Source organism: Pseudomonas sp. BF-RE-25 (assembly GCF_019956105.1).
GTDB classification, from domain to species: domain Bacteria; phylum Pseudomonadota; class Gammaproteobacteria; order Pseudomonadales; family Pseudomonadaceae; genus Aquipseudomonas; species Aquipseudomonas migulae.
On sequence record NZ_JAHBDB010000009.1, the window covers coordinates 47776 to 70480 of the forward strand.

The 22705-nt window shown below is 59.0% G+C and carries 20 protein-coding genes; 3 read left to right on the top strand and 17 right to left on the bottom strand.

Going from position 1 to position 22705, the window contains the following annotated elements:
- Window position 1 precedes the first annotated feature (1 nt).
- The 14 genes from tssJ to tssA form a co-directional block, all read right to left on the bottom strand.
- Window positions 2–502 (bottom strand): type VI secretion system lipoprotein TssJ, encoded by a 501-nt coding sequence (gene tssJ / locus KGB24_RS04925; RefSeq protein ID WP_223415121.1) that lies wholly within the window; start codon window positions 500–502, stop codon window positions 2–4.
- A 5-nt stretch (window positions 503–507) separates the two neighbouring features.
- Window positions 508–1704, bottom strand: a complete 1197-nt coding sequence (gene tagH, locus KGB24_RS04930; RefSeq protein ID WP_008038089.1) for a type VI secretion system-associated FHA domain protein TagH — start codon at window positions 1702–1704, stop codon at window positions 508–510.
- 17 nt (window positions 1705–1721) lie between these two features.
- Window positions 1722–1862: a hypothetical protein gene (locus KGB24_RS04935; protein WP_008030659.1), complete on the bottom strand. Its 141-nt coding sequence runs from the start codon at window positions 1860–1862 to the stop codon at window positions 1722–1724.
- Between the two features lie 93 nt (window positions 1863–1955).
- Entirely contained in the window at window positions 1956–3473 is a 1518-nt protein-coding gene (locus tag KGB24_RS04940; protein WP_192228188.1) for a sigma-54 interaction domain-containing protein, read from the bottom strand.
- 10 nt (window positions 3474–3483) lie between these two features.
- Window positions 3484–6126: a type VI secretion system ATPase TssH gene (gene tssH, locus KGB24_RS04945; RefSeq protein ID WP_223415122.1), complete on the bottom strand. Its 2643-nt coding sequence runs from the start codon at window positions 6124–6126 to the stop codon at window positions 3484–3486.
- Window positions 6127–6139: 13 nt separating this feature from the next.
- Window positions 6140–7147 carry a type VI secretion system baseplate subunit TssG gene (tssG, locus tag KGB24_RS04950; RefSeq protein ID WP_008030662.1) on the bottom strand — a complete coding sequence of 336 codons (1008 nt, stop codon included), beginning with the start codon at window positions 7145–7147 and terminating at the stop codon, window positions 6140–6142.
- Window positions 7111–8898 carry a type VI secretion system baseplate subunit TssF gene (gene tssF / locus KGB24_RS04955; protein WP_223415123.1) on the bottom strand — a complete coding sequence of 596 codons (1788 nt, stop codon included), beginning with the start codon at window positions 8896–8898 and terminating at the stop codon, window positions 7111–7113. The genes tssG and tssF overlap by 37 nt, the downstream gene beginning before the upstream one ends.
- 72 nt (window positions 8899–8970) lie before the next feature.
- Entirely contained in the window at window positions 8971–9411 is a 441-nt protein-coding gene (locus KGB24_RS04960) for a hypothetical protein (protein WP_223415124.1), read from the bottom strand.
- Window positions 9408–10328 carry a hypothetical protein gene (locus KGB24_RS04965; protein WP_223415125.1) on the bottom strand — a complete coding sequence of 307 codons (921 nt, stop codon included), beginning with the start codon at window positions 10326–10328 and terminating at the stop codon, window positions 9408–9410. Before KGB24_RS04965 ends, KGB24_RS04960 begins: the two co-directional genes overlap by 4 nt.
- On the bottom strand, window positions 10321–10839 hold the full coding sequence (locus KGB24_RS04970) for a PAAR domain-containing protein (protein WP_223415126.1): 519 nt from the start codon (window positions 10837–10839) through the stop codon (window positions 10321–10323). The genes KGB24_RS04965 and KGB24_RS04970 overlap by 8 nt, the downstream gene beginning before the upstream one ends.
- Window positions 10840–10849: 10 nt before the next feature.
- Window positions 10850–11257 carry a type VI secretion system baseplate subunit TssE gene (gene tssE / locus KGB24_RS04975; RefSeq protein WP_008038101.1) on the bottom strand — a complete coding sequence of 136 codons (408 nt, stop codon included), beginning with the start codon at window positions 11255–11257 and terminating at the stop codon, window positions 10850–10852.
- A 13-nt stretch (window positions 11258–11270) separates the two neighbouring features.
- The gene (tssC, locus tag KGB24_RS04980; RefSeq protein WP_008030678.1) at window positions 11271–12746 is read right to left on the bottom strand and encodes a type VI secretion system contractile sheath large subunit; all 1476 of its coding nucleotides are present in this window, start codon (window positions 12744–12746) and stop codon (window positions 11271–11273) included.
- A gap of 25 nt (window positions 12747–12771) precedes the next feature.
- Complete coding sequence (gene tssB, locus KGB24_RS04985; RefSeq protein WP_223415127.1) at window positions 12772–13275, bottom strand: type VI secretion system contractile sheath small subunit; 504 nt, start codon at window positions 13273–13275, stop codon at window positions 12772–12774.
- A 32-nt stretch (window positions 13276–13307) separates the two neighbouring features.
- Window positions 13308–14864: a type VI secretion system protein TssA gene (tssA, locus tag KGB24_RS04990; RefSeq protein ID WP_008030680.1), complete on the bottom strand. Its 1557-nt coding sequence runs from the start codon at window positions 14862–14864 to the stop codon at window positions 13308–13310.
- Window positions 14865–15539: 675 nt separating this feature from the next.
- Between tssA and tssI the strand changes: the two genes are divergently transcribed.
- From tssI to KGB24_RS05005, 3 genes are all read left to right on the top strand, one after another.
- The gene (gene tssI, locus KGB24_RS04995; protein ID WP_223474743.1) at window positions 15540–18959 is read left to right on the top strand and encodes a type VI secretion system tip protein TssI/VgrG; all 3420 of its coding nucleotides are present in this window, start codon (window positions 15540–15542) and stop codon (window positions 18957–18959) included.
- Window positions 18952–19638 carry a DUF2931 family protein gene (locus KGB24_RS05000; RefSeq protein WP_008030682.1) on the top strand — a complete coding sequence of 229 codons (687 nt, stop codon included), beginning with the start codon at window positions 18952–18954 and terminating at the stop codon, window positions 19636–19638. Before tssI ends, KGB24_RS05000 begins: the two co-directional genes overlap by 8 nt.
- A gap of 382 nt (window positions 19639–20020) precedes the next feature.
- The gene (locus KGB24_RS05005) at window positions 20021–20416 is read left to right on the top strand and encodes a DUF6124 family protein (RefSeq protein WP_223416442.1); all 396 of its coding nucleotides are present in this window, start codon (window positions 20021–20023) and stop codon (window positions 20414–20416) included.
- Between the two features lie 379 nt (window positions 20417–20795).
- On the opposite strand, the gene KGB24_RS05010 is transcribed toward KGB24_RS05005, so the two are convergent.
- The 3 genes from KGB24_RS05010 to KGB24_RS05020 form a co-directional block, all read right to left on the bottom strand.
- Window positions 20796–21071 carry an HU family DNA-binding protein gene (locus KGB24_RS05010; protein WP_003213368.1) on the bottom strand — a complete coding sequence of 92 codons (276 nt, stop codon included), beginning with the start codon at window positions 21069–21071 and terminating at the stop codon, window positions 20796–20798.
- A 192-nt stretch (window positions 21072–21263) separates the two neighbouring features.
- Complete coding sequence (locus KGB24_RS05015; protein ID WP_207284973.1) at window positions 21264–22412, bottom strand: NAD(P)/FAD-dependent oxidoreductase; 1149 nt, start codon at window positions 22410–22412, stop codon at window positions 21264–21266.
- A gap of 20 nt (window positions 22413–22432) precedes the next feature.
- A complete protein-coding gene (locus KGB24_RS05020) occupies window positions 22433–22600 on the bottom strand; it encodes a rubredoxin (RefSeq protein ID WP_007954349.1) in 168 nt (55 codons plus the stop codon).
- Between the last annotated feature and the right edge of the window lie 105 nt (window positions 22601–22705).

Below are 22705 nucleotides of genomic sequence, written 5' to 3' on the forward strand. Positions count from 1 at the left end.
ATCAGTCATCCGCCTTGGCGAGCTTTTCGTTGCTGTTGCGAATACCGGCCTGGTCGAGGGTCAGGTCAGCCTCGGTGACTTCCAGCGGGGTGACTTGCACCGTGTAGCGCCATTTGGTTTCCGGCAGGTCGCGGTAGGCCGCGAGGATCCCGACGTAACGGCTGCCCTCCTCCACACTGAGTTTCAGCTCAATGGTTTCACCCGGGCGCAGTTCGAGTTCTTCGCTAGCTACCAGGTCTGGGGCCAGGGATTCCTTGGCGCGCTCGTACAGGCTGAAGAAGTCGGCGTTCTCGAACGTCACCGGGTGCTTGAGCTCGAACAGACGCACGACAATCGGTGACGGACGCCCGTTGAGGTCCGGGTTCAGCTGATCGCTGCCGGTGAGCTTCAGGTTGACCTTTGTCACTTTGGAATACGGCGACAGCGACGAACAACCGGCCAGCAGCACCAGCACCGCGAACGCAGTCAGCATCTTGAAAAAAGCGGTCGAGCAGCGAGACATGCGCATCATCCTTGGTGGTCGGTGTGAAGGGTGGAAATCAGGCGGATCTGTTCTTCGTAGGCTTGAGCGAAGTCACGGGCCAGCAGGCGCTCGCTCCAGTCATCGTCCTGACGCAGGGCCTGGTGATAACGACCGTACGCTCTCCAGCGGCTGCCGGAGGTGGCCAGCAACGGCTTGTTGTCGCGCTCGAAACGCAGGGTCAACTGCTGCGGCGAGAAGTGTTCCAGGGTGCCGCGAACGGCGGCGCGGCTGGCGGTCAGCAAGGCCACCTGATGCGCCTGCAAATCGCGGAACGCACGGGAGATCGACTGCTCGGCCGGCAATTGGCCCGGCTTGTTCGGCTGCAACAAAATGCCCAGCGCTTCACCGGCATCGACGGCGAATTTCAGCGGGTTCTTGTTCGTGCCTTGCACGGTGGTCTGGGCCAGACGCAGTTCGTTTTTCAGTTCGCTGCGGGTGCGCAGGCTCTGCTGCAAACCGCCGACGCTTTGCTTGAGCAGGCGTGCCGCGTTCAGCGCCAGGGCTTCGCGGGCGTCGTGGTCGAGGCCTTTGAGGTCCACGCCCAGCGCTGCACCGAAGTGCTCCCAGAAACCTTCGCTCTGGCGCTCAGGCGCTTTTGCGACAGGGCTTGGCGCAGGATCGGCGGGGGCGTTGATCAACTCCGGCACCATCAGGCTTTCCATGTCGATGCGCGCATAGTCGGCGCGCTGACGGGTGTCCTCGATGGTGGTGCTCGGGGTGATCAACTCTTCGATTTCCGAGTACACGCGCTCTTGCTGATCAAGGGCGTTCAGCGGATCGAGGTCAAGGAACGCGTCATCCGGGATGATGCTGCCCGCTGCTTGTGGGCGACCGACTTCGACGTCGAAGGTCGCCGGGTCGCGCACCAGCCGCGCACGGATCTCGAAATCACCCAGCACGTAGGTGCTGCCATGCTCGATGCGCATCGGTTCGCCCTTGCGCAGGCGTGCGCCGCTGCCGCCATCCTGGACACCGTTGCTGCTGGTGTCGGTCAGGAAGAACGTCCCTTCGCGAAAGCTGATGTCCACATGGTGATTGGACAGATGACGCTTGCGGTCCGGGATGATCCAGTCGCAATCCTCGCCCCGGCCAATCACGCCGCCGGCCTGCTTGAAGGTCTTCTGGCACAGCTCCGTGGGCACGAACTGCTTGGTGTTCAGCATTTCGAAAACCAATTCCATGGTGATACTCCTTGCGGTCACTTGCCGCGATTGACCGCCTGCGGATCACCCAATGGGCGATAGGTGTTGTCGTTGAATTTGTAATTGCCGCTGCAGCCGCCAAGGCCGCATAGAACGACGAGGGTCAGCAGGACGGCTTGCCAGTGACGAACAGACATCAGAGGGTCTCCAGGGGTAGACAAAGCACAAAGCGCCGGCCCGTTCGGGCGGCGCTATCAGAAGCGAATGAGGTGAAATCGACGGTCATTTGCCTAACCATCGAAGTCACCGAGATTGATGTTCAGACGCCCGAGGCGGTACAGCAGCGTGCGACGCGGCAGCCCGAGTTCGCGGGCGGCGAGGGTCTGGTTGCCGTCGTTTTTGCGCAGGCAATCGAGCAGCAGGCTGCGTTCGACCTGCTCCAGGCGTTCGCGCAGGTTCAGGCTGTTGTCTTCCGGCACGGCTTCCATGCGCAGGGAGAAATGCTCGGCCAGCAACTCGCCGCCCTCGCACAGCAACACCGCGCGCTCGACCAGGCCTTTGAGTTCGCGCACGTTGCCGGGGAACGCATAACCGGACAGGTGATCCAGCGCCGCATCGGACCAACGCACCGCATCGCGCTGCAAGAACGAGCAGGCCTTGTCGGCGAAGTGCCGGGCCAGGTCGAGGATGTCGCCTTCGCGCTGACGCAGGGCCGGCAACTCAATCGGGAATTGCGCGAGGCGGTAGTACAAGTCCTCGCGGAATTTGCCTTCGCTGACCAGCACCGACAAATCCCGGTGCGTCGCGGCGATGATGCGCACGTCGATCTTGTGGGTGTCGTTGGAACCCAACGGGCGGATCTCGCCCTCCTGCAACACGCGCAGCAACTTGGCTTGCAGCGACAGCGGCATGTCGCCGATTTCATCGAGCAACAAGGTGCCGCCGTTGGCCGCGTCGAACAGCCCGGCGCGGTCGCGGTCCGCGCCGGTGAAGGCGCCTTTGCGGTAGCCGAACAGTTCGCTTTCCAGCAGGTTCTCGGGGAACGCCGCGCAGTTCTGCACGATGAACGCCTGGGAACGGCGCGGGCCGCAATCATGAATGGCGCGTGCGACCACTTCCTTGCCGGTGCCGGTCTCGCCGCGCAGCAGCACGGTGTACGGGCTGTGCAGGACTTTGCTGATCAGCGAATAGGTTTCGCGCATGGCCTTGCTCTTGCCGATCAAGCCGTAACCACTGGCACTCGGGACGCTGGCCTTCAATGGCCGTGCATCACCGACCGGCTGACGCAGACGTTGCAGCAGATGCAGTTGGCCGAGCACAAACGACCCCAGTTGCCCGAGGGAATCGGCAAAGCCTTGCAAGTCGATGTGCCGGCGGCTGGCGCACAGCAGCAAACCTTCGACCGCCTTCTGCTGATTGACCAGCGGCACGCACAGCAGCGACTGCCACGGCGTGGCCTGCGGCGGCAGGAAGCTGGTTTCGTGCAGGCTGCCGCTCAGCTCGCCGAGGCTCACCACGCGGTTCTGGCACAGGGCGAATTGCAGCAGTTGTTCACCGTTGTAATCCGCCGGCAGGCTCGCCGATTCGCGCGGCTGCAGAATGCCGTTCAGGCACTCGGCGTTCATCCCCAGGCACGTGTGGGTCGCGTCCAGCAGGTACAGCTGTGTCAATTCGCAGCCGCTGAGTTCCGCCACGCCGCGCACGAAGTCACCCAGCAGCGCAGCGCCGTCCGCCGCACGCGACAGGCTGGCGAACTGCGCCAGCAACGCTTCGGCATACACCAGCGGCTGCGGCACTTGAGTGAACATCACACCCACCTCAGGCGAACTCGCAGGTCACGCTGGCGCCGCCGTCGAGCGTCGCGTGGACGCGCTTGAGGCTTTCACCGGTTGCCATCGCGTCGAGCAAGCGGTCGGCCACCAGCGGCAGTACGTGCAGGTCCAGCAAGTGGTCGATCAGACGCGCGCCGCTGTCGCTTTGGGTGCAGCGCTCGGCCAGGTGATCGACGAGGTCTTGCGAGTAGGTGAAATCCAGCTGACGACGGTTCAGGCGCTCGCCCAGACGACCGAGTTTGATTTCGATCAGCTCACGCAGCACCGGGCCGCCGACCGGGTAGTAAGGCACCACACGCATCCGCGCCAGCAGCGCCGGTTTGAAGTGCTTGCTGAGCACCGGGCGAATGGTTTCTTCGAGCACTTCGGCAGTTGGCCGTGCACCGTTTTCGCAAAGGTCGCTGATGCGGTCGCTGCCCAGGTTCGAGGTCATGAGGATCAGCGTGTTACGGAAGTCGATCTCGCGGCCTTCGCCGTCGTTGGCCACGCCTTTGTCGAAGATTTGGTAGAACAAGTTGAGCACGTCCGGGTCAGCCTTTTCGACCTCATCGAGCAACACAACGGAGTACGGCTTCTGCCGCACGGCTTCGGTGAGCATGCCGCCCTCGCCGTAGCCGACGTAGCCCGGCGGTGCACCGATCAGGCGCGACACGGTGTGCTTCTCCTGGAACTCGGACATGTTGATGGTGGTGATGAAACGATCACCGCCGTACAGCAAATCGGCGAGGGCCAGCGCGGTTTCGGTCTTGCCGACGCCGCTCGGGCCCACCAGCAGGAACACGCCCACCGGTGCATCCGGTTTGTTCAGGCCGGCAGCGGTGGCGCGCATCGAGCGGTCCAGTGCGTGCACGGCTTGTTCCTGACCACGGATGCGCGTGCGCAGGTCGGTGGCGAAACTGGCGACCTTGGCGTTGTGTTCGCGGGCCAGTTGCGCCAGCGGCACGCCGGTCCAGGCGCTGATGACTTCGGCGACCAGACGCGGGCAGACTTCGAAACTGACCAGGCGTTCTTTGACCTGAGCATCGGTCAGGGCTTTGTGAGTTTCGTTGAGCGCGGTTTCGAGGGACGCGACGTCATTCACCGTTTCGAGGGTTTCGATCACGGTGCCTTCGGCGTCTTCCTCAACCGTGACGGTCGGCTCGACGGCAGCAGCCTCGCGAGCCTTGGCCAGTTGCTGACGCAGATCCAACAAGCGCTCGGCCAGTTCTTTCTGCTCGGTCCACAGCGTTTCGAGGGCGACCATTTCGTCTTCGGCGGCGGCCAGACGATCTTCCAAAGCATCCAACGCTTCGTGATCAATCAACAAACCGGCTTCAGCATCACGACGCAGCGCCTGACGCTGACGACCACCTTCAGCCAGTTCGCCACGCAGACGTTCAAGGCTTTCCGGGGCGGCCGCGAGGCTGATGCGAACGCGAGCGCACGCGGTGTCGAGCACATCGACGGCTTTGTCCGGCAGCTGACGGCCGGCGAGGTAACGGGCGGACAACTCAGCCGCCGCCACCACCGCGTCGTCGCGCAGGTAGATGCCGTGGCTCTTCTCGTACACCTGAGCCAAACCACGGAGGATGGTCACCGCTTCGCTGACGGTCGGTTCGTGCAGTTGTACCGGCTGGAAACGACGGGCCAGCGCCGGGTCTTTTTCGAAGTACTTCTTGTACTCCGCCCACGTGGTGGCGGCGATGGTGCGCAACTCGCCACGGGCCAAGGCTGGTTTGAGCAAGTTGGCCGCATCGGAACCGCCGGCATTGCCGCCCGCGCCGATCAACGTGTGGGCTTCGTCGATGAACAGGATGATCGGTTTCGGCGAGGCTTTGACTTCGTCGATCACGCCTTTGAGGCGACGCTCGAATTCACCTTTGACGCTGGCGCCGGCCTGCAACAGGCCCATGTCCAGCGACAGCAGCTCGACGCCTTTCAACACTTGCGGCACTTCGCCAGCAGCGATGCGCGAGGCCAAACCTTCGACAATCGCGGTTTTACCAACACCAGCTTCACCGACCACAATCGGGTTGTTCTTGCGGCGACGGGCGAGGATGTCGACCATCTGCCGGATCGCGCCATCGCGGCACAGCACCGGGTCGAGTTTGCCGTCGCGGGCCTGTTGGGTCAGGTTGTGGGTGAAGCGCTGCAGCAGCGATTCGCCCGGCACGGCGGGCTTACCGGTGGCCGGTTGCTCTTTCTGCGACAGGGCAAATTCTTTCAGGCGCTCGATGTTCAGCTTGGCCAGCAACGACTGGTAACGGCTGCCGGCGTAGCGCATCGGGTTGCGCAGCAGCGCGAGGATCAACGCGGCTTGCTCGACCTGGCTCTGGCCCAGTTCAAGGTTGGCCACCAGCAACGCGTCTTGCAGCCACTGCACCAGTTCCGGGGCGAACACCGGGTTGCGCGAGGCGCTGTGCTCGACCCGCGATTGCAGCGCGGCGCTCAGCTCGCCGGCATCCACTTCGGCGTCTTGCAGCGCGCGTGCGAGCAGGCCTTGCGGGCGCTCCAGCAGGCCCAGCAGCAAGTCTTCGACGAGGATCTTGCTGCCGCCACGGGCGACGCAACGCTCGGCAGAACTTTCCAGATCACGACGGGTTTCGGCGTCCAGCGCCTGGATAAGTTGTTGCAGGTCTACGTTGATCATTGGTCATCTGTCCTTAATGAATTTTGCTGCCCAGGGTCACCACGCCGTCCGCTTTTTCGCGGCCCAGCCAACTGGTCCATCCCAGGCGACAGGCGTTCTGCTCACCGATGCGCAGTTCGCGGATTTCTTCCTGGCGCAACACCAGGCGAATGTCGTAGTCGAGCGGGTCACGCAGGGTGAACCGCACCAGCGCGCACAACGGCTGGTAGCCGAAACCGATCGGCAGGAATTCGTGAAAGCGTTGCCAGTCGAGTTCGCGGATGTGAATACGGAATTTGCCGCTGCGGTCGCGCACGTGTTCGCCCAGCACCAGGTCTTCGCCGAGCAGGCTGTTGGCGCGGCCCAGACGGTTGCGCTGCTCGTCGAGAATTTCCACCCGGCGCTCGATGCATTGCTCGATGGTCAGTTCGGCGTGCTTGAAGTAGTAACGCAGCACCGCTTCGATCAGCGCCGCCGAGTGCGCCCGCAAACTGAGCAAACCGAGGTACGGCAGCAGGCGTTTCCAGTTCAGTTCCTGGGCCTTGCGGATCTCTTCGCCGCCAAGGCCGATCAAGGCAAACAGCTGCGCCGAGAACGGGTCGAGCGCGCCGCTCTGGAAGCTTGCGCGGTAGCGGTATTTGCGCCAGATCGGCAGCATCAGCCGTTGCAGGCGATGGTGAAACAGGTCGAGAAAATTGCGGGTCGGGTTGCCGTCTTCGCTGTCGCCCAACGCCTGTTCGCCGTAGAACGCCGGCAGCGGCGAACCGGAGCCGACCAGGCCGATCAGGTTGAACCGCAGGCGCGCACGCATGTGCCCGTGCTCTTGGAAAAACTCCACGCGATCAACGTCGCTACCAGGGAAACCCAGGCTCGGGTTGGCCTGGAATTCCAGCTGGTCGTACAGGTCGTCTTCGCTCAGGTGCGGGTGGGCCTCGCGCAGCCGGTCAATCACCAGCAGCACGGCCTGAAACAGCGAGTACTCGCGTATTCCTCGGGTCAGTCCGCTTAAAGAAGCGGCTGCAGGCCCATACGTGGTGTCCATTGGTACACCTCTCCCTGTGTGCTTTTTACCCGCAGCTCGTGGTACGAATTGAGACTGGCGTAAAGCGCGAAAAACTCGTTGAGAACCGAAGCGAAAACGAACAAGTCGCCCTCGCCGATATACCCTTCCGGGTCGATGGTCAGCTCGGTGCGCAACCCGCGAACCGGCAACCCTCGGTGCAACCGGTCGACGTGGTGGTGCTTGATCGACTTGAGCCCGCCGAGCAGGCGCTTGCTGACCTTTTCCGCGTGTTGGTCGTAGTAGCGCGGCAAATCGTAGGTTTCGAGAATCACCTTCAACGCATTGACGTCGGCAAGGGACAAATAGTTAAGCGACATGTTGCTGATCAACTTCCAGAGGAAGTCGCGGTTCAGCGGCGGCGCGAAACTCGACGTGGCCGGGGTGATGTTGCGGAAGCTCAAAAACTCTGGCGTCTCTTCGCAGGCCATGCAGATGTCGCCGAGCTTGAGCTTGCGCGGCAGGTTCTGGTTGGTGCACATCAGCTCGATCGACAGGGTTTCATGGGCTTCGGTGTGGCGGATGCCGAAGCTCAGGTAGGTGTCGAGGCCGTCGTGCAGCAATGAGGAACGCTGGCGAATGCTGTAATGCGGACGGCTGTTGGGCACGTCGAAACTCGGGTCGTGCTCGAAGGATTCGAACGGCACGTACTCCTGATAACCGAGGCCGCCGGGCTTCCAGCCGGTCACGGTTTCCACCGAGAACACGCCGCAATTTTGCAGATCGAATTCGGCGGGCAGCAGCAGGTATTCGTCTTGCTTGCCGTCGAGGCGGATCGGCAAGGCGTCGTGCTTGAACAGGTTGACGATAGGCGTGCAGTAGAGCTTCACGTTGTCCAGCGTCGGACGCATACGCATGATGCCGCTCTTGCGAATGTCGAAGCGCAATTCGAGGCCGCGCATCTGCTTGAGCGTGTCTTCCGGCAATGCTTTGAGCAGGTCCAGACCGTTGATATCAACGAAGAGGAATTTGTCCTGGAAGGCGAAGTATTCCTGCAAGTAACGATAGCCACGGAAGGTGTTCAGCGGATACGGGATCAACGCTTCTTCTTCGGCAAAACCCACCGGCTGCACACGGTCGCCGGGCATCTTGAACGCCATCGGCGTGCCGTTGGCGCCATTGATGGGCTTGCCGACGCCGTCCAGCGGGATCAACTCGATGCCCTCCAGATTGCGCAGCAGGCTCAGGTACAGCATCTGGCTGATGTAGCGCTCACCGGCGAAGTGCAGACGCAGACGGCTCAATTCCAGCTCACCGAGGTGACCGTCAGCGCTCATCTCCAGACGCAGGCTCAACAGCGAACCGTCGCCCTTCACCGAGTAATTCAGCGCGGCCAGATCCAGCGGCAACACCTCGGTCGGGTAGCAGGTGCGGAAGCGGCAACGCACGTCATCAATCGGCACGCTCTCGATCGGCGTGTCACGCTCGACCCTCAACGCAGGCCCCGAACGCTTCAACGGGTCGAACTGCAAAATGCTGAACGCCGGCAACGGCCGCATGTAGTTGGGCCACAGCAGGTGCATCAGGGAATGGCTGAGCTCTGGCAGTTCGTCGTCGAGCTTCTGACGCAGGCGACCGGTCAGGAACGCGAAGCCCTCCAGCAACCGCTCCACGTCTGGATCTCGGCCGGCCTGGCCAAGGAAAGGCGCCAACGCCGGGCTACGCTCGGCGAATCGACGACCTAACTGGCGAAGTGCGGTGAGTTCGCTTTGGTAGTAGTGGTTAAAGGACATTTCTAACTGCCTGATTTTGGATTCGTGTGAATTCGCTAAATTCGTGAGCCGACGGCTACTGCTGATCTCTGACTACAGTTTTTTGCGGAAGAATCTTTTGACAACTTGATAAATAACTAGGGTGACAATCGAACAGAAATACCCCGCAACCAACAAATAAGGTATATATGCCACCCATTCAACCATTAGCCTAAGGCCAGCCAAGTGGCCAGTGACTAAATAAATCACGCCATACAAAAACCACGGCGCGGCATAGAAGGGTATAAAAACAACCGGAGCCCAACACACGAGCCGGACCACTTCACGTTCGGTTTTTCGATCAATGACTCGCGATGCCCAAAATGCAAATATGAAATAGGCACCCACGCCAAAAGCCAATATGAATATATGGAAAAACTGCTTCCACCCTCCGAAGGGTGTTACAGGAGGCAATAGAGTGTCCACAACAAATAACAGCGGCAACAAAATTGCAGGCATCCATACTGCCCACTTGAAATAGCTTGAATAGGTCATTTTACAGCAGGCTCGTTTTGGGCATCTGGCAATGACTCGAAGTAGATGTATTTCCATCGTTCGTCGTTCGGATTCAACTTCAAGAAAAAGTCGTTCCATTCCGTTATTGGTCGCATGTCTAAACGGTCTTTGTTCAACTTTTTTCTACGCAATTCATTGCCTAAGTTACCGCTGAAATTACCGCTATCGTCGATCTCCAAGCGAATCGCCGATTCAATCATCGGGTACGTGCCCTCACCGGGCAAGGACCAAGCAGCCCCCCCTTTTCGAACATGAACACCGAGAAACACTGCTTTGCCAGAGGCGTCAGAAATGAACGCTTCGCAGTTTGGGAAACCATCACCTTTAATGTGAGTAGCAATATCAATGTATTTAGAAACGCGGTCGATCGTCAGCGTGATCTTATAGCTGACATCGAGACTCGGAACAAAAGTCTTACCAGTCAGAGCTTTTGCAGTTTTTGACCCAAAAAAAGCATGGTTCTCCCCTGCATACTTACCTTCAATAACTATCGTAGTGACAGCGCCTTTCTCCGTTTTAGCGGAGGGCGGACCGCCTCCTCTAGGTTTTAGTTCTCCGTCATAACGTACATGTTCACCATTCGCCATACCGGAATCATTAGATTCAGTTTGGGTAAAAAGAACTTCGTTTATAGCCGAGTTTATAAAAAATTTATGCCAGATACGCGAGGTAACTTCAGTACCTGCCACACCCGACAGACCACTTGGCTTTAAAGAGTAGCTTCTCGCATCACCTTCAAAAAACATGCCCCACAACCCGAAATTTTTACCCGGGTGAAAAGACCGAATATTGATTTCATAAGTGGCCAGTTTCGCCAACTTTACAGTTACAACTTGCCCTTCATTACTATGAGAGGGTGTAGATGGAGCTTGGGCCAATAACGCTTGATTAGGCATGAGCCACACCTCCAGGCGTAACTAACGAAATCTTGAGCATTTGAGATGACTTCCCTGTCGTAACGCACTTGGTATGGCCCGTTGCGTCAGTCACGCCTTCGTGAACTTCGCCATCTGCTGTCTCTATTCGATAACCATAATTTGCAATCGGGTTACCTTCATCGTCCCGCAAGACAAAAAAATCGTTGAAGTAACCTGGCATTGGAACAGGAGGAACAAACGGCACCGCCGAATGCGAATTCCCGATAATCACCGTCCCGGAACCGGCCGTAACCTTGTTGCCATGCGTCCCAACGGAATCCACCGTCGCAGCCGGTTTCCCGTTAATCAAAACCGTCGTCGCCAACCCGCCCGACATCGCACCACCACACGCCGAGGCATCGCCTTGGCGGGCGGCCGCGAGGCCGTCGAAGAAGACGTCGCCGGAACCGGCGGCGATCGGGTTGGTGCCGTGGCCGGGGAGCGGACAAGCGGTGGGGTCGGATACGCGTGCTGCTGGTTTGCCGGACATACGAATCTCCTTAAGTGACCTTGACTTGACCGCTGCCATCCAGGCGCGCGGCGAAACTGACCTGGCGCTTGAAACCATCAACTTCCAGCAGGCCTTCGATGCTGAAGGACAGGCGAAGCTGATCGTTGTCACGCGGCAGGGAGATGACACGCACGTTGCTCAGGCGCGGTTCGTAGGCTTCGATGAAGCTTTCGATGGCCAGGCGGGCCTGACTCAGGGAGTCGTGCAGGCTCAGGCGCATGTCATTGAGATCGGGTAGCCCGTAATCGGACAGCGTTTGCACGCTGCCCGCACGGGTGCTGAGCATCTTGGCCAGATGGGCAGCCACGGACGCCATGGCGGAGACCTCGCGGCTCCAGCCGACGCGTTTGTCCGCGTCGCCACCCAGGCGTTCGAAAAGGCTGCCGTATCCAGTCATGAGTTAGCTCCGCTTACTCTTTGTCCAGCTTGCCAACCAGCGACAGGGTGAAATCGGCACCCATGTACTTGAAGTGCGGGCGCACGTTCAGGCTGACGCGGTACCAACCAGGCTCGCCTTCGACATCGCTGACGATGATCTGGGCAGCGCGCAGTGGACGACGGCCACGAACTTCGGCGCTCGGGTTTTCCTGGTCGGCCACGTACTGGCGGATCCACTTGTTCAGTTCCAGCTCGAGGTCGGTGCGCTCTTTCCACGAACCGAGTTGCTCGCGCTGCAGCACTTTCAAGTAGTGAGCCAGGCGGTTGACGATCATCATGTACGGCAGTTGGGTGCCGAGCTTGTAGTTCAGCTCTGCTGCCTTGCCTTCTGCGCTGATGCCGAAGAACTTCGGCTTCTGCACCGAGCTTGCGGAGAAGAACGCCGCGTTGTCGGAGCCTTTGCGCATGGTCAGGGAGATGAAGCCTTCCTCGGCCAGTTCGTATTCACGACGGTCGCTGACCAATACCTCGGTAGGGATCTTGGTTTCGATTTCGCCCATGCTTTCGAAGTGGTGCAACGGCAGGTCTTCAACCGCGCCACCGCTCTGCGGGCCGATGATGTTCGGGCACCAGCGGAATTTGGCGAAGCTGTCGGTCAGCTTGGTGCCGAACGCGTAGGCGGTGTTGCCCCACAGGTAGTGCTCGTGGCTGTTGGCGACGGTTTCTTTGTATACGAACGATTTGACCGGGTTTTCTTCCGGATCGTACGGGTTGCGCAGCAGGAAACGCGGCACGGTCAGGCCAATGTAACGGGAGTCTTCCGACTGGCGGAAGCTCTGCCATTTGGCGAATTGCGGGCCTTCGAAGTGATCTTTCAGATCCTTCAGGTCCGGCAGGCCGGTGAAGCTTTCCAGGCCGAAGAATTTCGGGCCGGCGGCGGCAATGAACGGCGCGTGGGACATGCACGCAACGCTGGACACGTACTGCATCAGTTTCACGTCCGGCGAGCTTGGGGACATGAAGTAGTTAGCGATGATCGCGCCTACCGGCTGACCACCGAACTGGCCGTATTCAGCGGTGTAGATGTGCTTGTACAGGCCAGCCTGCATCACTTCCGGCGAATCTTCGAAATCGTCCAGCAGGTCTTCTTTGGAGACGTTGAGGATTTCGATCTTGATGTTTTCGCGGAAGTTGGTGCGGTCGACCAGCAACTGCAGGCCACGCCACGACGATTCCAGGGACTGGAAGTCCGGGTGGTGGAGGATCTCGTCCATCTGACGGCTGAGCTTGGCATCGATCTCGGCGATCATGCGGTCAACCATGGCTTTCTTGACCGGCTCACCGTTGTTCTGCGGCTTGAGCAGCTCTTCGATGAAGGCCGACACACCGCGCTTGGCGATGTCGTAGGCTTCGTCGTCCGGGGTCAGGCGGGTTTCGGCGATGATGCTGTCGAGAATGCTGTATTCGCCGTTCTCGTTACTCTTTTGCTGCGCTGCACTCGTGCTCATGTTGGCTTCCTTGGCTGATGGAGACTCAGGCGTCCTGGGCTGCGGCGTTCAGGCCCAGCTCACCCAGTACGCGACCGCGGGATTCGTCGTCGGCGAGAACGCCTTCGATGGCTTTGCGGAACGCAGGCGCGTTACCCAGCGGGCCTTTGAGGGCCACCAGCGCGTCGCGCAGTTCCATCAGTTTTTTCAGCTCAGGCACTTGCTCGACCAGGCTGGCCGGGTTGAAGTCCTTCATCGAGTTGACGCGCAGTTTCACGGCCAGTTCTTCAGTGTCGCTTTCTTCCTGAAGACGGTTCGGTACGCTCAGTGTCAGCTGCAGCTCTTGCTTGGCCAGCACCTCGTCGAAGGTCATCTTGTCGATGCTGATCGGCTTGCGATCTTCGACTTTGCGTTCGTCCTTGCGGTGGGTGTAGTCACCGATTGCCAGTAGTTTCAACGGCAGTTCGATCTCTTCCTGGGCACCACCGGTGGCAGGTTTGAACGTGACGTTGATGCGTTCCTTGGGGGCTACCGAGCCTTCTTTGGCCATGGCTTTTCTCCTTGCGGTTGTGGCCCTGGGGCCTATTCGAGTACCACTTCGAGATCGAGGTGGCACAGCCTGCGATAAATCTCTTCCTTGCGTTCACGTACGGCATGGTTCTGCGGCAACAACTCGCAGCAGCTATGCAGTAAATGCAGCACTTCCAGCGCAAGATCGGGCTCCCAGGCGTGCAGGCCTGAGTCCTGTAATGTTTGGTCGAGGGTTTCGAGTTGGGTCTTGGCCAGTTCGTACTTTTTGGCCATGAAGCACAGTCGCGCGAGGGCGAACTGCCAGAAGAACCGCACGCGCCCGCCGTTGGCGCTTTGCAGGCCCTGCTTGAGGATTTGCACGGCAGCCTTGAGGCCGTCCTTGCGCAGAATCGGCAGGACCTCTTCGAGGGCCAGTTCCCAGGCGGGCTGGGTGTCGGCGACTTCGACTTTGCGCGGCGCACTGGCGCTTTGCAGGTGCGGCATGACGTTGGCGCTGATCCAGGCGCGAGTGGACGGATCGGCGAACGGCGCGCCGTCATGGAAGCGCAATTCGACGATGCCGGGCAGGCGCTGAACCAAAAGCGCGAAGTGGATTTCCACTTCGCGCATCGCCATTTCTGCGTTGAGGGCCTGGAGGCATTCCCAGACCATTCGCTGGCCATCGAACCAGAACGGCGCCTTCGCCAGGCTCGCCTCCAGTTCCACCAACAGGTCGGCGTATTTGCCCTGGTCGTAACGGTCCTGATAGGCCTTGAGCTTGTCCGCCGGCAAACCGCGCAGCACGGTGATCTGCTCGGCGTTACGTTCGGGGACAGCGTCGATGGGCAACCACAACAGCGTGCGATTGAGACGCAGGGCACGCAGGTCGGTGGCTTTCTGCTTGAGCCACCAGGCGCACAATGGCCGGGCGCTTTCTTGCTGGGCGCGCAGGGCTTTGTGGGCTTCTTTTTCGTTGTCGATCGGCGCGCCGGGCGTCAACAGTTGCGTAGCGACTTGTTTGACCTGAGCCACGGCCGCACCGACCACGCCTGGTTCAGGCTGGTTGTCGGCGGCCCGTTGCACCATGTTTTTCAGGCGGCGGGAAATCGGCAACAACAGCGGCGCGTCATCGCCCAGGTGCTCGGTGCACGCGGCGTCGAGGCCTTCCAGGTGTTCCACCAGACGGCGGAACATCGGCAACTGCTCTTTGATCGCGACGTTTTCGGTCAGCACCTGCTCAAGACGCGGCACCAGCCAACTGATCGCAGCGGAGCGCGTACGTGCCTTGTTCGGGTGGACTTCGGCCCAGTGGCTTTCGCACAAGTAGTGCAGCAAACCGAGGCCGGCGAGCAGGCCTTGGAAGGATTCGCGCTGGTACAGGGCCCAGGTCAGCCAGGCGCCGACGCGCAAATCCTTGGACTGGGTGCGCAGCAGGTTTTCGCTGTTTTCACGGATTTTCAGCCAGTCGATCTGACCGCTTTCGTGCATGGACGAGGCTTTGGCCAGCTCGCTTTCCAATGACTCATATTCGCTCGAAAAGCGAACATCCTCGCCCGCGAAATTCTCTTTGGAAACAGAGGCTTTTGCGAGATCGAGGTAATGAGCAGAAAGTTTGCTTGAGTAGGACATCCATGGCCTTTAGTTTGGATTACGGTCATACGCTCATTGGAGTTCCAACGGCGTGAGACAGAATCAAAGAGCTGCGAAATGTCTCATCCAATTGAGATCGTGCTCTTTCAAAGTGGGCGCATCGTACTCACGATGATGGCCACTAGCAAGCACCCGATTAAACAATAAGACGAAGCGCGTTTATCTCTCGTAGGAGATCTCCCTATATGTAGCAAGGGGATCCCTGATGTAAGTTTAATAATTCAGCGCTCGACCCAACGCCCTGAAACCGTTGAGCTAGAGGCCTCCGCCTCTTTCACCTGAATAAATCGCATATTCATTGCCGATTGCTCCCTTTGGCAGGCGCGCAGCATGCCAAAAACTAAAAAATATAAATGTAGGAGCATTCCGAAATGTTACGACATCGATGAATAAAGCGACGAGTGACAACTGCCGATAAGAAAAGTGCCATCACTATGATGGCCACTTTGAATTTAAAACAAAGTTCCAAAATGGAACTTCGGGTATCTGGGAAATATCACACCATTCTTCAAGATCCTTCCTACATCAATACTTTGCATGCCTTGTTAGCGTGCCCGGCATTTTGGCGACTTAATCCGGGCACGTATGGCTCGGTTTCGCCGATTTTTTCTTTCAGCTTAAGGACGAGCGACTACGTAGCAAAAGGATAAGCGCATGCTTGCATCGGCCAACGTTGCCCACTTCACCCTCCTTATCCCGACGATTCGCAACGACTTCAAAGTGCTGGCCTTCGAAGGCACGGAAACCATCAGCGCCTTGTATTCGATTCAGGTTGACCTGGTCAGCGAGCATCCAGATTTCGATCTGGAAAGCTTGCTCAACCAACCCGCCTTTCTACAGTTCGGCCTCAACGGCGAAGGCATTCATGGCCATGTCACCAGGGTGTCCGTGGGCGAAGTCGGCAAGCGCCTGACCCGCTATCGCATGCACCTGGTGCCGGCGCTGCATGACTTGCAGTTCAGTCACGATCAGCGGATTTTCCAGGGCCTGACGGCACCGCAAATCATCGCTCAGGTACTCAAGGGGCACGGCATTCAAGCCGACGCATTTACCTTCCATGTCAGAACGAGTCCCGAGCGCGAATACTGCACCCAATATGGGGAAAGTTGTTTTGAGTTCGTCCGGCGACTGTGCGCCGAGGACGGCATTGCGTGGCATCACCAGCACTCCCGGGAAGGCCATGTGCTGGTGTTCAGCGATGACCAGACCGCCTTTGCGAAATTGGGCGAAACGCCCTATCTGCAAGGCGCCGGCATGGTGGCGGAGCATCCGGTCGTCAGCCAGTTTTCCATGGGTTACAGCACTCGCCCCAGCAAAGTCACCCGCCGAAACTACGACCCGAAACACCCGAGCCTGCTGCTGGAAAGTCGCTTCATCGCCGAGTTCAGCCCCGAGCTTGAAGACTATCGTTATCCGCTGTTTTTCGAGACCGAAAAGCACGGCAAACAGCTCGCCCGACAAGCACTGGAGCGGCACCGCACCGACTATCAATTGGCCGAGGGCAAAAGTGATCAGCCGTGCCTGCGCAGCGGCCACTTTTTCAGCCTGACGGATCACCCACGCGCCACGTACAACGATCTGTGGCTGCTGCTCAGCGTTACTCATATCGGCAAACAGCCGCAGGTGCTGGAAGAGTCAATCACCGACGCCGAGGGCAGTTTTACCCAGGGCTACCAAAACAGCTTCAGCGCGATTCCCTGGGACGTGTTTTATCGGCCGCCGATGCCCGCACAACGCCCCGTGCTCGTCTGCCAGACCGCCCGCGTCACCGGGCCTGTCGGAGAAGAGATCTACTGCGATGAAGACGGTCGCGTCAAAGTCGAATTCCATTGGGACCGCGCGGAGCGCAACAGCGAACAAAGCAGTTGCTGGCTGCGGGTGACGTCCAGTTGGGCGGGGGATCATTTCGGTGCGGTGACCATTCCGCGCATCGGCATGGAAGTCCTCGTCACCTACCTCGAAGGCAATCCAGATAACCCACTCATAACCGGTTGCCTGATCAACAAGGTCACACCGGCACCCTACCCCTTGCCCGAGAACAAAACCAGAACCGTGCTGCGCAGCCACAGCTCGCCGCATACCGGTGGCTATAACGAACTGTCGATCGAAGACCGCGCCGGGCTGGAGTTGATCTACCTGCGAGCGCAGCGGGACATGGAGCAGAAGGTCGGGAGCGACAGCCGACTGGACGTGGGGAATGAGCGTCGGGAAGCGATCAAGGGCAACAGCATCGCGGTGCTTGGCGCGGAAGAACATCGCACGGTTACGGCGGATAGAAAGGTTCAGCTCAAGGCCAATGACTATCTGCAAATTGCCGGAAGTAGCCACAACCAGATTGGCGAAGCGTGGGTGGTTGAGGCCGGTGAGCACGTTCATATCAAGGCTGGCGCTCATCTGGTGCTGGACGCGGGCGCCAGCATTACGTTGAAGGCGGGCGGTCACCATGTCGTGATCGATGCGGGTGGGGTGTTCAGCAGTAGCGAGATTGAGGTCGGTGGTTCGCCGGGAACGGGGATGGCGGCGCATGCGTTGTTGCCTGGGACGGTGGCGGGGTTGTTGGCGGCGGTTGTGCCTGAGCCCCCGTCGTCGGAAGAGAATGAGTCGGATGAGCTGGAGGAGGAGGAAGAAGAGGTTGAAGAAGAAGGAATTACTTTACGTATTGGGGTGTTTTTTGATGGGACTGGGAATAATCGGTCCAACAGTGAAATGGTTGCCGGGTGTTATGCGCGGGATGTGAATCTGCTGGAGGAGGCTGAGGATATTCTGCAGTTTTGTCAGGCGAGGGGTTATGACGGCAAGGGGAATACACCGGATAACAGCTATGGGAATGACACGAGTAATGTGGCGAAGTTGCATGAGCTGTACACCGATGACAGTAAGCGGTTATTGGCTGTTGAAGAAACCATCGGGTACATCCCCGTTTATCTGGATGGCATCGGTACTAGCAGTGGCGAACAGGATTCACTTTTTTCACTAGCAACCGGCGTGGGTGAACACGGTGTATCAGCGCGGGTTGCGCAGAGTCCAACGCTTATTCTCGAAAGGGTTGAACAGTTCAAGCGATCCAATCCTGATCGAAAGGTTGAACGTGTCGAGTTCGATATCTTCGGTTTCAGTCGCGGTGCCGCAGCTGCGCGGCATTTTGCCAATGAAGTACAGAAAGGAGAGAAGAGTCCATTGGCGGCGCAGCTACCCGCCAATGCTACGTTGTTTACCGAGGAGTTTTCCTGGCGCGCCAACACCGATGCCTCCATCAACTTTATCGGCATTTTCGACACCGCTGCTGCAGTAGGCAGCGTGGCTGACGGCGACTTTAGCGTCCACGACGCCAATAACCCCGGGGTCAATTTGTACTTGGCACCCGATGTGGCAAAAAAGGTCGTGCATTTAGTGTCGCGGGACGAGCGCCGCCATAACTTTTCACTCAACAGCGCCGGCGCTGCTGATATCGAGCTGCCCGGCGTCCACTCCGACTTGGGTGGAGGGTATATACCCAACGTCATTGAGCGAGTTTTGCTTAGTAAGCCGCGCTGCAGCCGCGACATGGAACTTTACGTGCCTTCCACAGCGTCAACCGCCTATCGTTGGGCTCAGCAAGAGCTAGGTCGCCTTCAGGATCAACTCAATCTGTATGGGCTGACATTGGAGGTGAAAACTTGGGCGGTGGAGATGATCAGCAACGCAAAAGGCGACAGATCCAATTCGAAGAATGTCTATGCGGCGGTCCACAGCGAGCGGATTGTGCGCAACGATTTGGCGTTGGTTTACCTGCGAATCATGCGCGAGTTGGGGGCCAGGCACGACGTCCCGTTCAAGGTCATTGACGAAGAGGATCAGACGTACGCATTACCAACAGAGCTGAAACCGATTGCCGAAAAATTGATGGCTTATGCGTTAGGCGAAACTCGCCGCACGAGCCTGAGCCTCGACGAAGAGGAGCTGCTGTACCGCCGCTATATCCATCTGTCTGCGAAATGGAACGCAGCCAAAGGCTGGAACAATAGTGACCTGAACATCGTGTTTATCGATCGCCCCGCCGAAAACTATAAACGCGTGGTGCATCCCAATGCATAGGTGCTCACCCTTGCTTAAGTCCGGCTTTGCGTTGCTATTTGTGTTGTTGGGAGGATGTGCCTCTGTCGAGAGCAGATCATTACCTTATGACGCATGGAGCCTAGATTTTTTTTCGCCTGACTATATGGAAGTCTGGATCGAAACGGCCGGTGTCGTTGATATCAATGAGCGCGTGTTCCTTCGCGCGGGCAGCGGTATACCGGCTATGGGGTATCCACGGGCCATGAGCAAAGGCGTACCGTCCGAGTTCAGAGGTAAGCCAGCGGGATGGCGAGAAGATCCTGGAGGAAAAGGCCGGTATGTTACCGGGGCTGACCTGCCTCGTTTGGTCTATGTGCGCTGGCAGTCCATGGCAGAACCGCAGACCTACGGGGCCTACATCGAAATCCCCGAATCTGCGCGGAACACCATGCTCAAGGGTGAAAGAGCTTATTGCGGCGCGGTAGGCAAATGGAAAACCGATTACCGAAAGTTTTTGACTATCGGCCTGGCGCCGGGAGGAATCGCCAAGGTGTGGTTAGGTGGGCCTTGTCTTAAATCGACCGAAGTCACTCGAGTCCAAGGCACGATCAGTCCCAAAGGCCCCTACGGGGGAACGTCCAATGGAAAACATCGGCCGCTTTCAGAAGAGTCAAAAGCCTATATCGAAAAGTTCGGAATCCCCTATGGAAGTTGGTAAGGAACATCAAGATCGCAATGATTAAACATCGCCAGAGAGCGCTTGTTTAAAACGCCTCAAGGTTACGTCCTGCAAGCTACAACACCTTGCGTCGTTGCCTACGGCTACGCCAGAATCCGCCGGCTTGTGCGCCTTGGGGGCGGTCGGTAACTTGATTCGTGTCACTGCTCATCAGTGATCGGGTTTAGTCGCCCGGCTAGTCATCTACGGTTGCACAAGTGTCATCCAGTCAGGTGTTTGCCTGCACTTGATGGTGGCTGTGCGCATGGCGCCATTGGGCGCGCCGGGTTTTGGTGACTTTACCGGTCGACTAACTTGCGCACAGCCGCCTCCTTTTCGTTTAGTCGCGAAATGGTCACGGCCCTACTAAAGGAAAGTAACCATGTTCAAGGTCACACCAAACCCACCGGAAACCGATCCGGTTTCCCCATACGAAAGCCCCGACTCAAACAAACTCAACGAAGCCGCCGAACGCGCCCTCGACCATCACTTCCCGCCAACCGAACCCAAACCACCAAAGCGTAACGGCCAACTCTTTAGCGTCTGCCCCGGCATCAACACCGAAGCCCTCCTCGCCAACGCCTCGGAAGACCTGCTGTCCATCAGCGCCATCGCCGCCGACCTTGCCGACGATGTGGACGGCTCACGCCGCTCCGTAGCCCTGGCGCTCAGCCGCATGGCCGACGGGGTGCATTTGTTGGTGGAGCGTGCGCTGGATCATTTGGATGAACCGGAGATGGCGGCGATTTTTGCCAAGCAACAAAGTCGGACCGTTTGATCCGTCAGGCACGTATATCTGTAGGAGCCGGCTTGCTGGCGATGGTGGTGTGTCAGGCGACATTGATGTTGATTGATCGGGCGCTATCGCCGGCAAGCCGGCTCCTACAGTGATTGTTGTCAGCTGAAAAGATGGGGAGGCCCTTGTCACTGAATTGCTGCGGGGGGAGTGGGGAATTCGCTGGTACATAGGACTGTAGGAGCCAGCTTGCTGGCGATGGCGGTGTGTCAGGCGACGTTGATGTTGGTTGATCGGGCGCTATCGCCAGCAAGCCGGCTCCTACAAAGGGCACCCCGTCAGCCATAAAAAATGGGCACCCAACCTGGTTGGCGTGCCCATTTTTTGTTCCGCTCACCCGCTAGGCGGGCGTCGGTGCGTGTTACGGATTAACACTGTCTTTCAACGATTTGCCCGGTTTGAACGCAACGGTGTTGCTGGCCTTGATTTTCACTGGCTCACCGGTTTGCGGGTTTTTGCCGGTGCGGGCGCCGCGGTGGCGTTGCAGGAAAGTGCCGAAGCCGACCAGCGTCACGCTGTCCTTGCGGTGCAGGGCGCCGGTGATTTCTTCGAGAACGGCGTTGAGAACGCGGTTGGCCTGTTCTTTGGTGAGATCTGCTTTTTCCGCGATGGCGGCGGCGAGTTCTGGTTTACGCATTAGTGAAGCCCCTTTGACGGTTTTTTGTTGTTATGTCCGTGCTGTTCTCGTTGGAACAGCGCCCAAAGCGCCGCAGGTGCTCTACTCTGCGGCAGACGGGAGTGAGAATGGCACGCACGGAAGAGCCGCGCCAGTCTCGGCGCGACGTTTGTGGGGGCAAAAGCGGGGTGATTCCGACAGAACGACCGGTATTTACGCCAGCAGCGGTGGAAGTTCTTTGTTCAGTGCGAGTTTTTCCATCACCGCCGCACCTGTCAGGGCATAACCGAGCAGTTTTCCGGCGGCATCGCGGCATAAAACCTTGATGTCAGCGCCCTGCCCTTCGACGGTCCAGACGCCCTCCAAACCCCGTGGCGGCGGCGAAACCACCAACGGGCAAACCGGCGTTTTGACGGTGATCGGCATCGCGCCGTAGCTCACGGCTGTCGGGTTGCCGGCGAGGGTTTGTGCCAGCGCTCTCGCACAGCTCATGAGGGGCATCACGTACAGCAGATTCAGCCCGTCGACTTCAGCGCAGTCGCCCAGGGCGTAGATGTTGGCGTGAGAAGTTTTCAGGTGGCGATCGACCACCACGCCGCGATTGACCTGCACACCGGCGGCGGCCGCCAGGTCGATGCGCGGACGCAGGCCGATGGCGGAGACCACCACGTCGCACGGGATCACCTGACCGTCCGACAGATGCGCTTCCAAACCCTCTTCAACACGCTGCAAGCGGTTGAGCACCGGCCCGAGGTGGAAACGTGCGCCGAGGCTTTCCAGTCCGGCCTGGACCGCAGCGGCTGCCGCCGGGTGCAACAGGGTCGGCATGACCTGTTCGCACGGTGCAACCAGTTGCACCTCGTAACCGCCAAGGATCAGGTCGTTGGCGAATTCACAGCCGATCAGGCCGGCACCGAGCAACAGCACCCGGCGTTTGCCGGCCGCTGCCGCACGAAAGCGCGCGTAGTCTTCGAGGTCGTTGATCGGGAACACGGCGTCCGCCGCATCACCTTCGATTGGCACGCGCACGGTTTCGGCGCCCCAGGCCAGGATCAGGTCGCGGTAGATCACCGATTCTTCGCCGATCCACAGGCGCTTGTGGCCAGGATCGATACCGCTGATGCGCGTGTGGGTGCGCACTTCGGCCTTCAGCTGTTCGGCCATGGCGCCGGGTTCGGCCATGCTCAGGCCGTCGGCGTCTTTGTTCTTGCCGAAGCCCGTGGAGAGCATCGGCTTGGAGTAGGAGCGCCCGTCATCGGCGGTAATCAGCAGCAGCGGGGTTTCGCTATCGAGTTTGCGAAACTCCCGGGCGAGGTTGTAGCCAGCCAGCCCGGTGCCGACGATCACGACAGGTGCGTTCATTCCTTACTCCTCTAAATGTCTTAGTTGATTTCGATCATTTCGAAATCCATCTTGCCGACGCCGCAGTCCGGGCACAGCCAGTCTTCCGGCACGTCTTGCCACAGGGTGCCCGGCGCAATGCCGTCATCCGGCCAGCCGTCGGCTTCGTTGTAGATCAGGCCGCAGACCACACATTGCCACTTTTTCATTCAGGTACATCCTCAGGATTCAGGCTTATTGCCGGCGCGAACGGTCGATGGTTGCAGCGCTGCCGTCCGGCTCAGGGCGTTTTGTACTGATCGGGCCCGGCAGAT

Excerpts from the sequence above, each read along its gene's own strand:
- tssG (WP_008030662.1), bottom strand. The coding sequence starts at position 7,147 with ATGGACACCACGTATGGGCCTGCAGCCGCTTCTTTAAGCGGACTGACC.
- KGB24_RS04970 (WP_223415126.1), bottom strand. The coding sequence starts at position 10,839 with ATGTCCGGCAAACCAGCAGCACGCGTATCCGACCCCACCGCTTGTCCG.
- tssB (WP_223415127.1), bottom strand. The coding sequence starts at position 13,275 with ATGGCCAAAGAAGGCTCGGTAGCCCCCAAGGAACGCATCAACGTCACG.
- tssE (WP_008038101.1), bottom strand. The coding sequence starts at position 11,257 with ATGACTGGATACGGCAGCCTTTTCGAACGCCTGGGTGGCGACGCGGAC.
- KGB24_RS04940 (WP_192228188.1), bottom strand. The coding sequence starts at position 3,473 with ATGTTCACTCAAGTGCCGCAGCCGCTGGTGTATGCCGAAGCGTTGCTG.
- tagH (WP_008038089.1), bottom strand. The coding sequence starts at position 1,704 with ATGGAATTGGTTTTCGAAATGCTGAACACCAAGCAGTTCGTGCCCACG.
- KGB24_RS04935 (WP_008030659.1), bottom strand. The coding sequence starts at position 1,862 with ATGTCTGTTCGTCACTGGCAAGCCGTCCTGCTGACCCTCGTCGTTCTA.
- KGB24_RS05010 (WP_003213368.1), bottom strand. The coding sequence starts at position 21,071 with ATGCGTAAACCAGAACTCGCCGCCGCCATCGCGGAAAAAGCAGATCTC.
- KGB24_RS05005 (WP_223416442.1), top strand. The coding sequence starts at position 20,021 with ATGTTCAAGGTCACACCAAACCCACCGGAAACCGATCCGGTTTCCCCA.
- KGB24_RS05020 (WP_007954349.1), bottom strand. The coding sequence starts at position 22,600 with ATGAAAAAGTGGCAATGTGTGGTCTGCGGCCTGATCTACAACGAAGCC.
- tssH (WP_223415122.1), bottom strand. The coding sequence starts at position 6,126 with ATGATCAACGTAGACCTGCAACAACTTATCCAGGCGCTGGACGCCGAA.
- tssC (WP_008030678.1), bottom strand. The coding sequence starts at position 12,746 with ATGAGCACGAGTGCAGCGCAGCAAAAGAGTAACGAGAACGGCGAATAC.
- KGB24_RS04965 (WP_223415125.1), bottom strand. The coding sequence starts at position 10,328 with ATGCCTAATCAAGCGTTATTGGCCCAAGCTCCATCTACACCCTCTCAT.
- tssF (WP_223415123.1), bottom strand. The coding sequence starts at position 8,898 with ATGTCCTTTAACCACTACTACCAAAGCGAACTCACCGCACTTCGCCAG.
- tssA (WP_008030680.1), bottom strand. The coding sequence starts at position 14,864 with ATGTCCTACTCAAGCAAACTTTCTGCTCATTACCTCGATCTCGCAAAA.
- KGB24_RS04960 (WP_223415124.1), bottom strand. The coding sequence starts at position 9,411 with ATGACCTATTCAAGCTATTTCAAGTGGGCAGTATGGATGCCTGCAATT.
- KGB24_RS05000 (WP_008030682.1), top strand. The coding sequence starts at position 18,952 with ATGCATAGGTGCTCACCCTTGCTTAAGTCCGGCTTTGCGTTGCTATTT.
- KGB24_RS05015 (WP_207284973.1), bottom strand. The coding sequence starts at position 22,412 with ATGAACGCACCTGTCGTGATCGTCGGCACCGGGCTGGCTGGCTACAAC.
- tssI (WP_223474743.1), top strand. The coding sequence starts at position 15,540 with ATGCTTGCATCGGCCAACGTTGCCCACTTCACCCTCCTTATCCCGACG.
- tssJ (WP_223415121.1), bottom strand. The coding sequence starts at position 502 with ATGTCTCGCTGCTCGACCGCTTTTTTCAAGATGCTGACTGCGTTCGCG.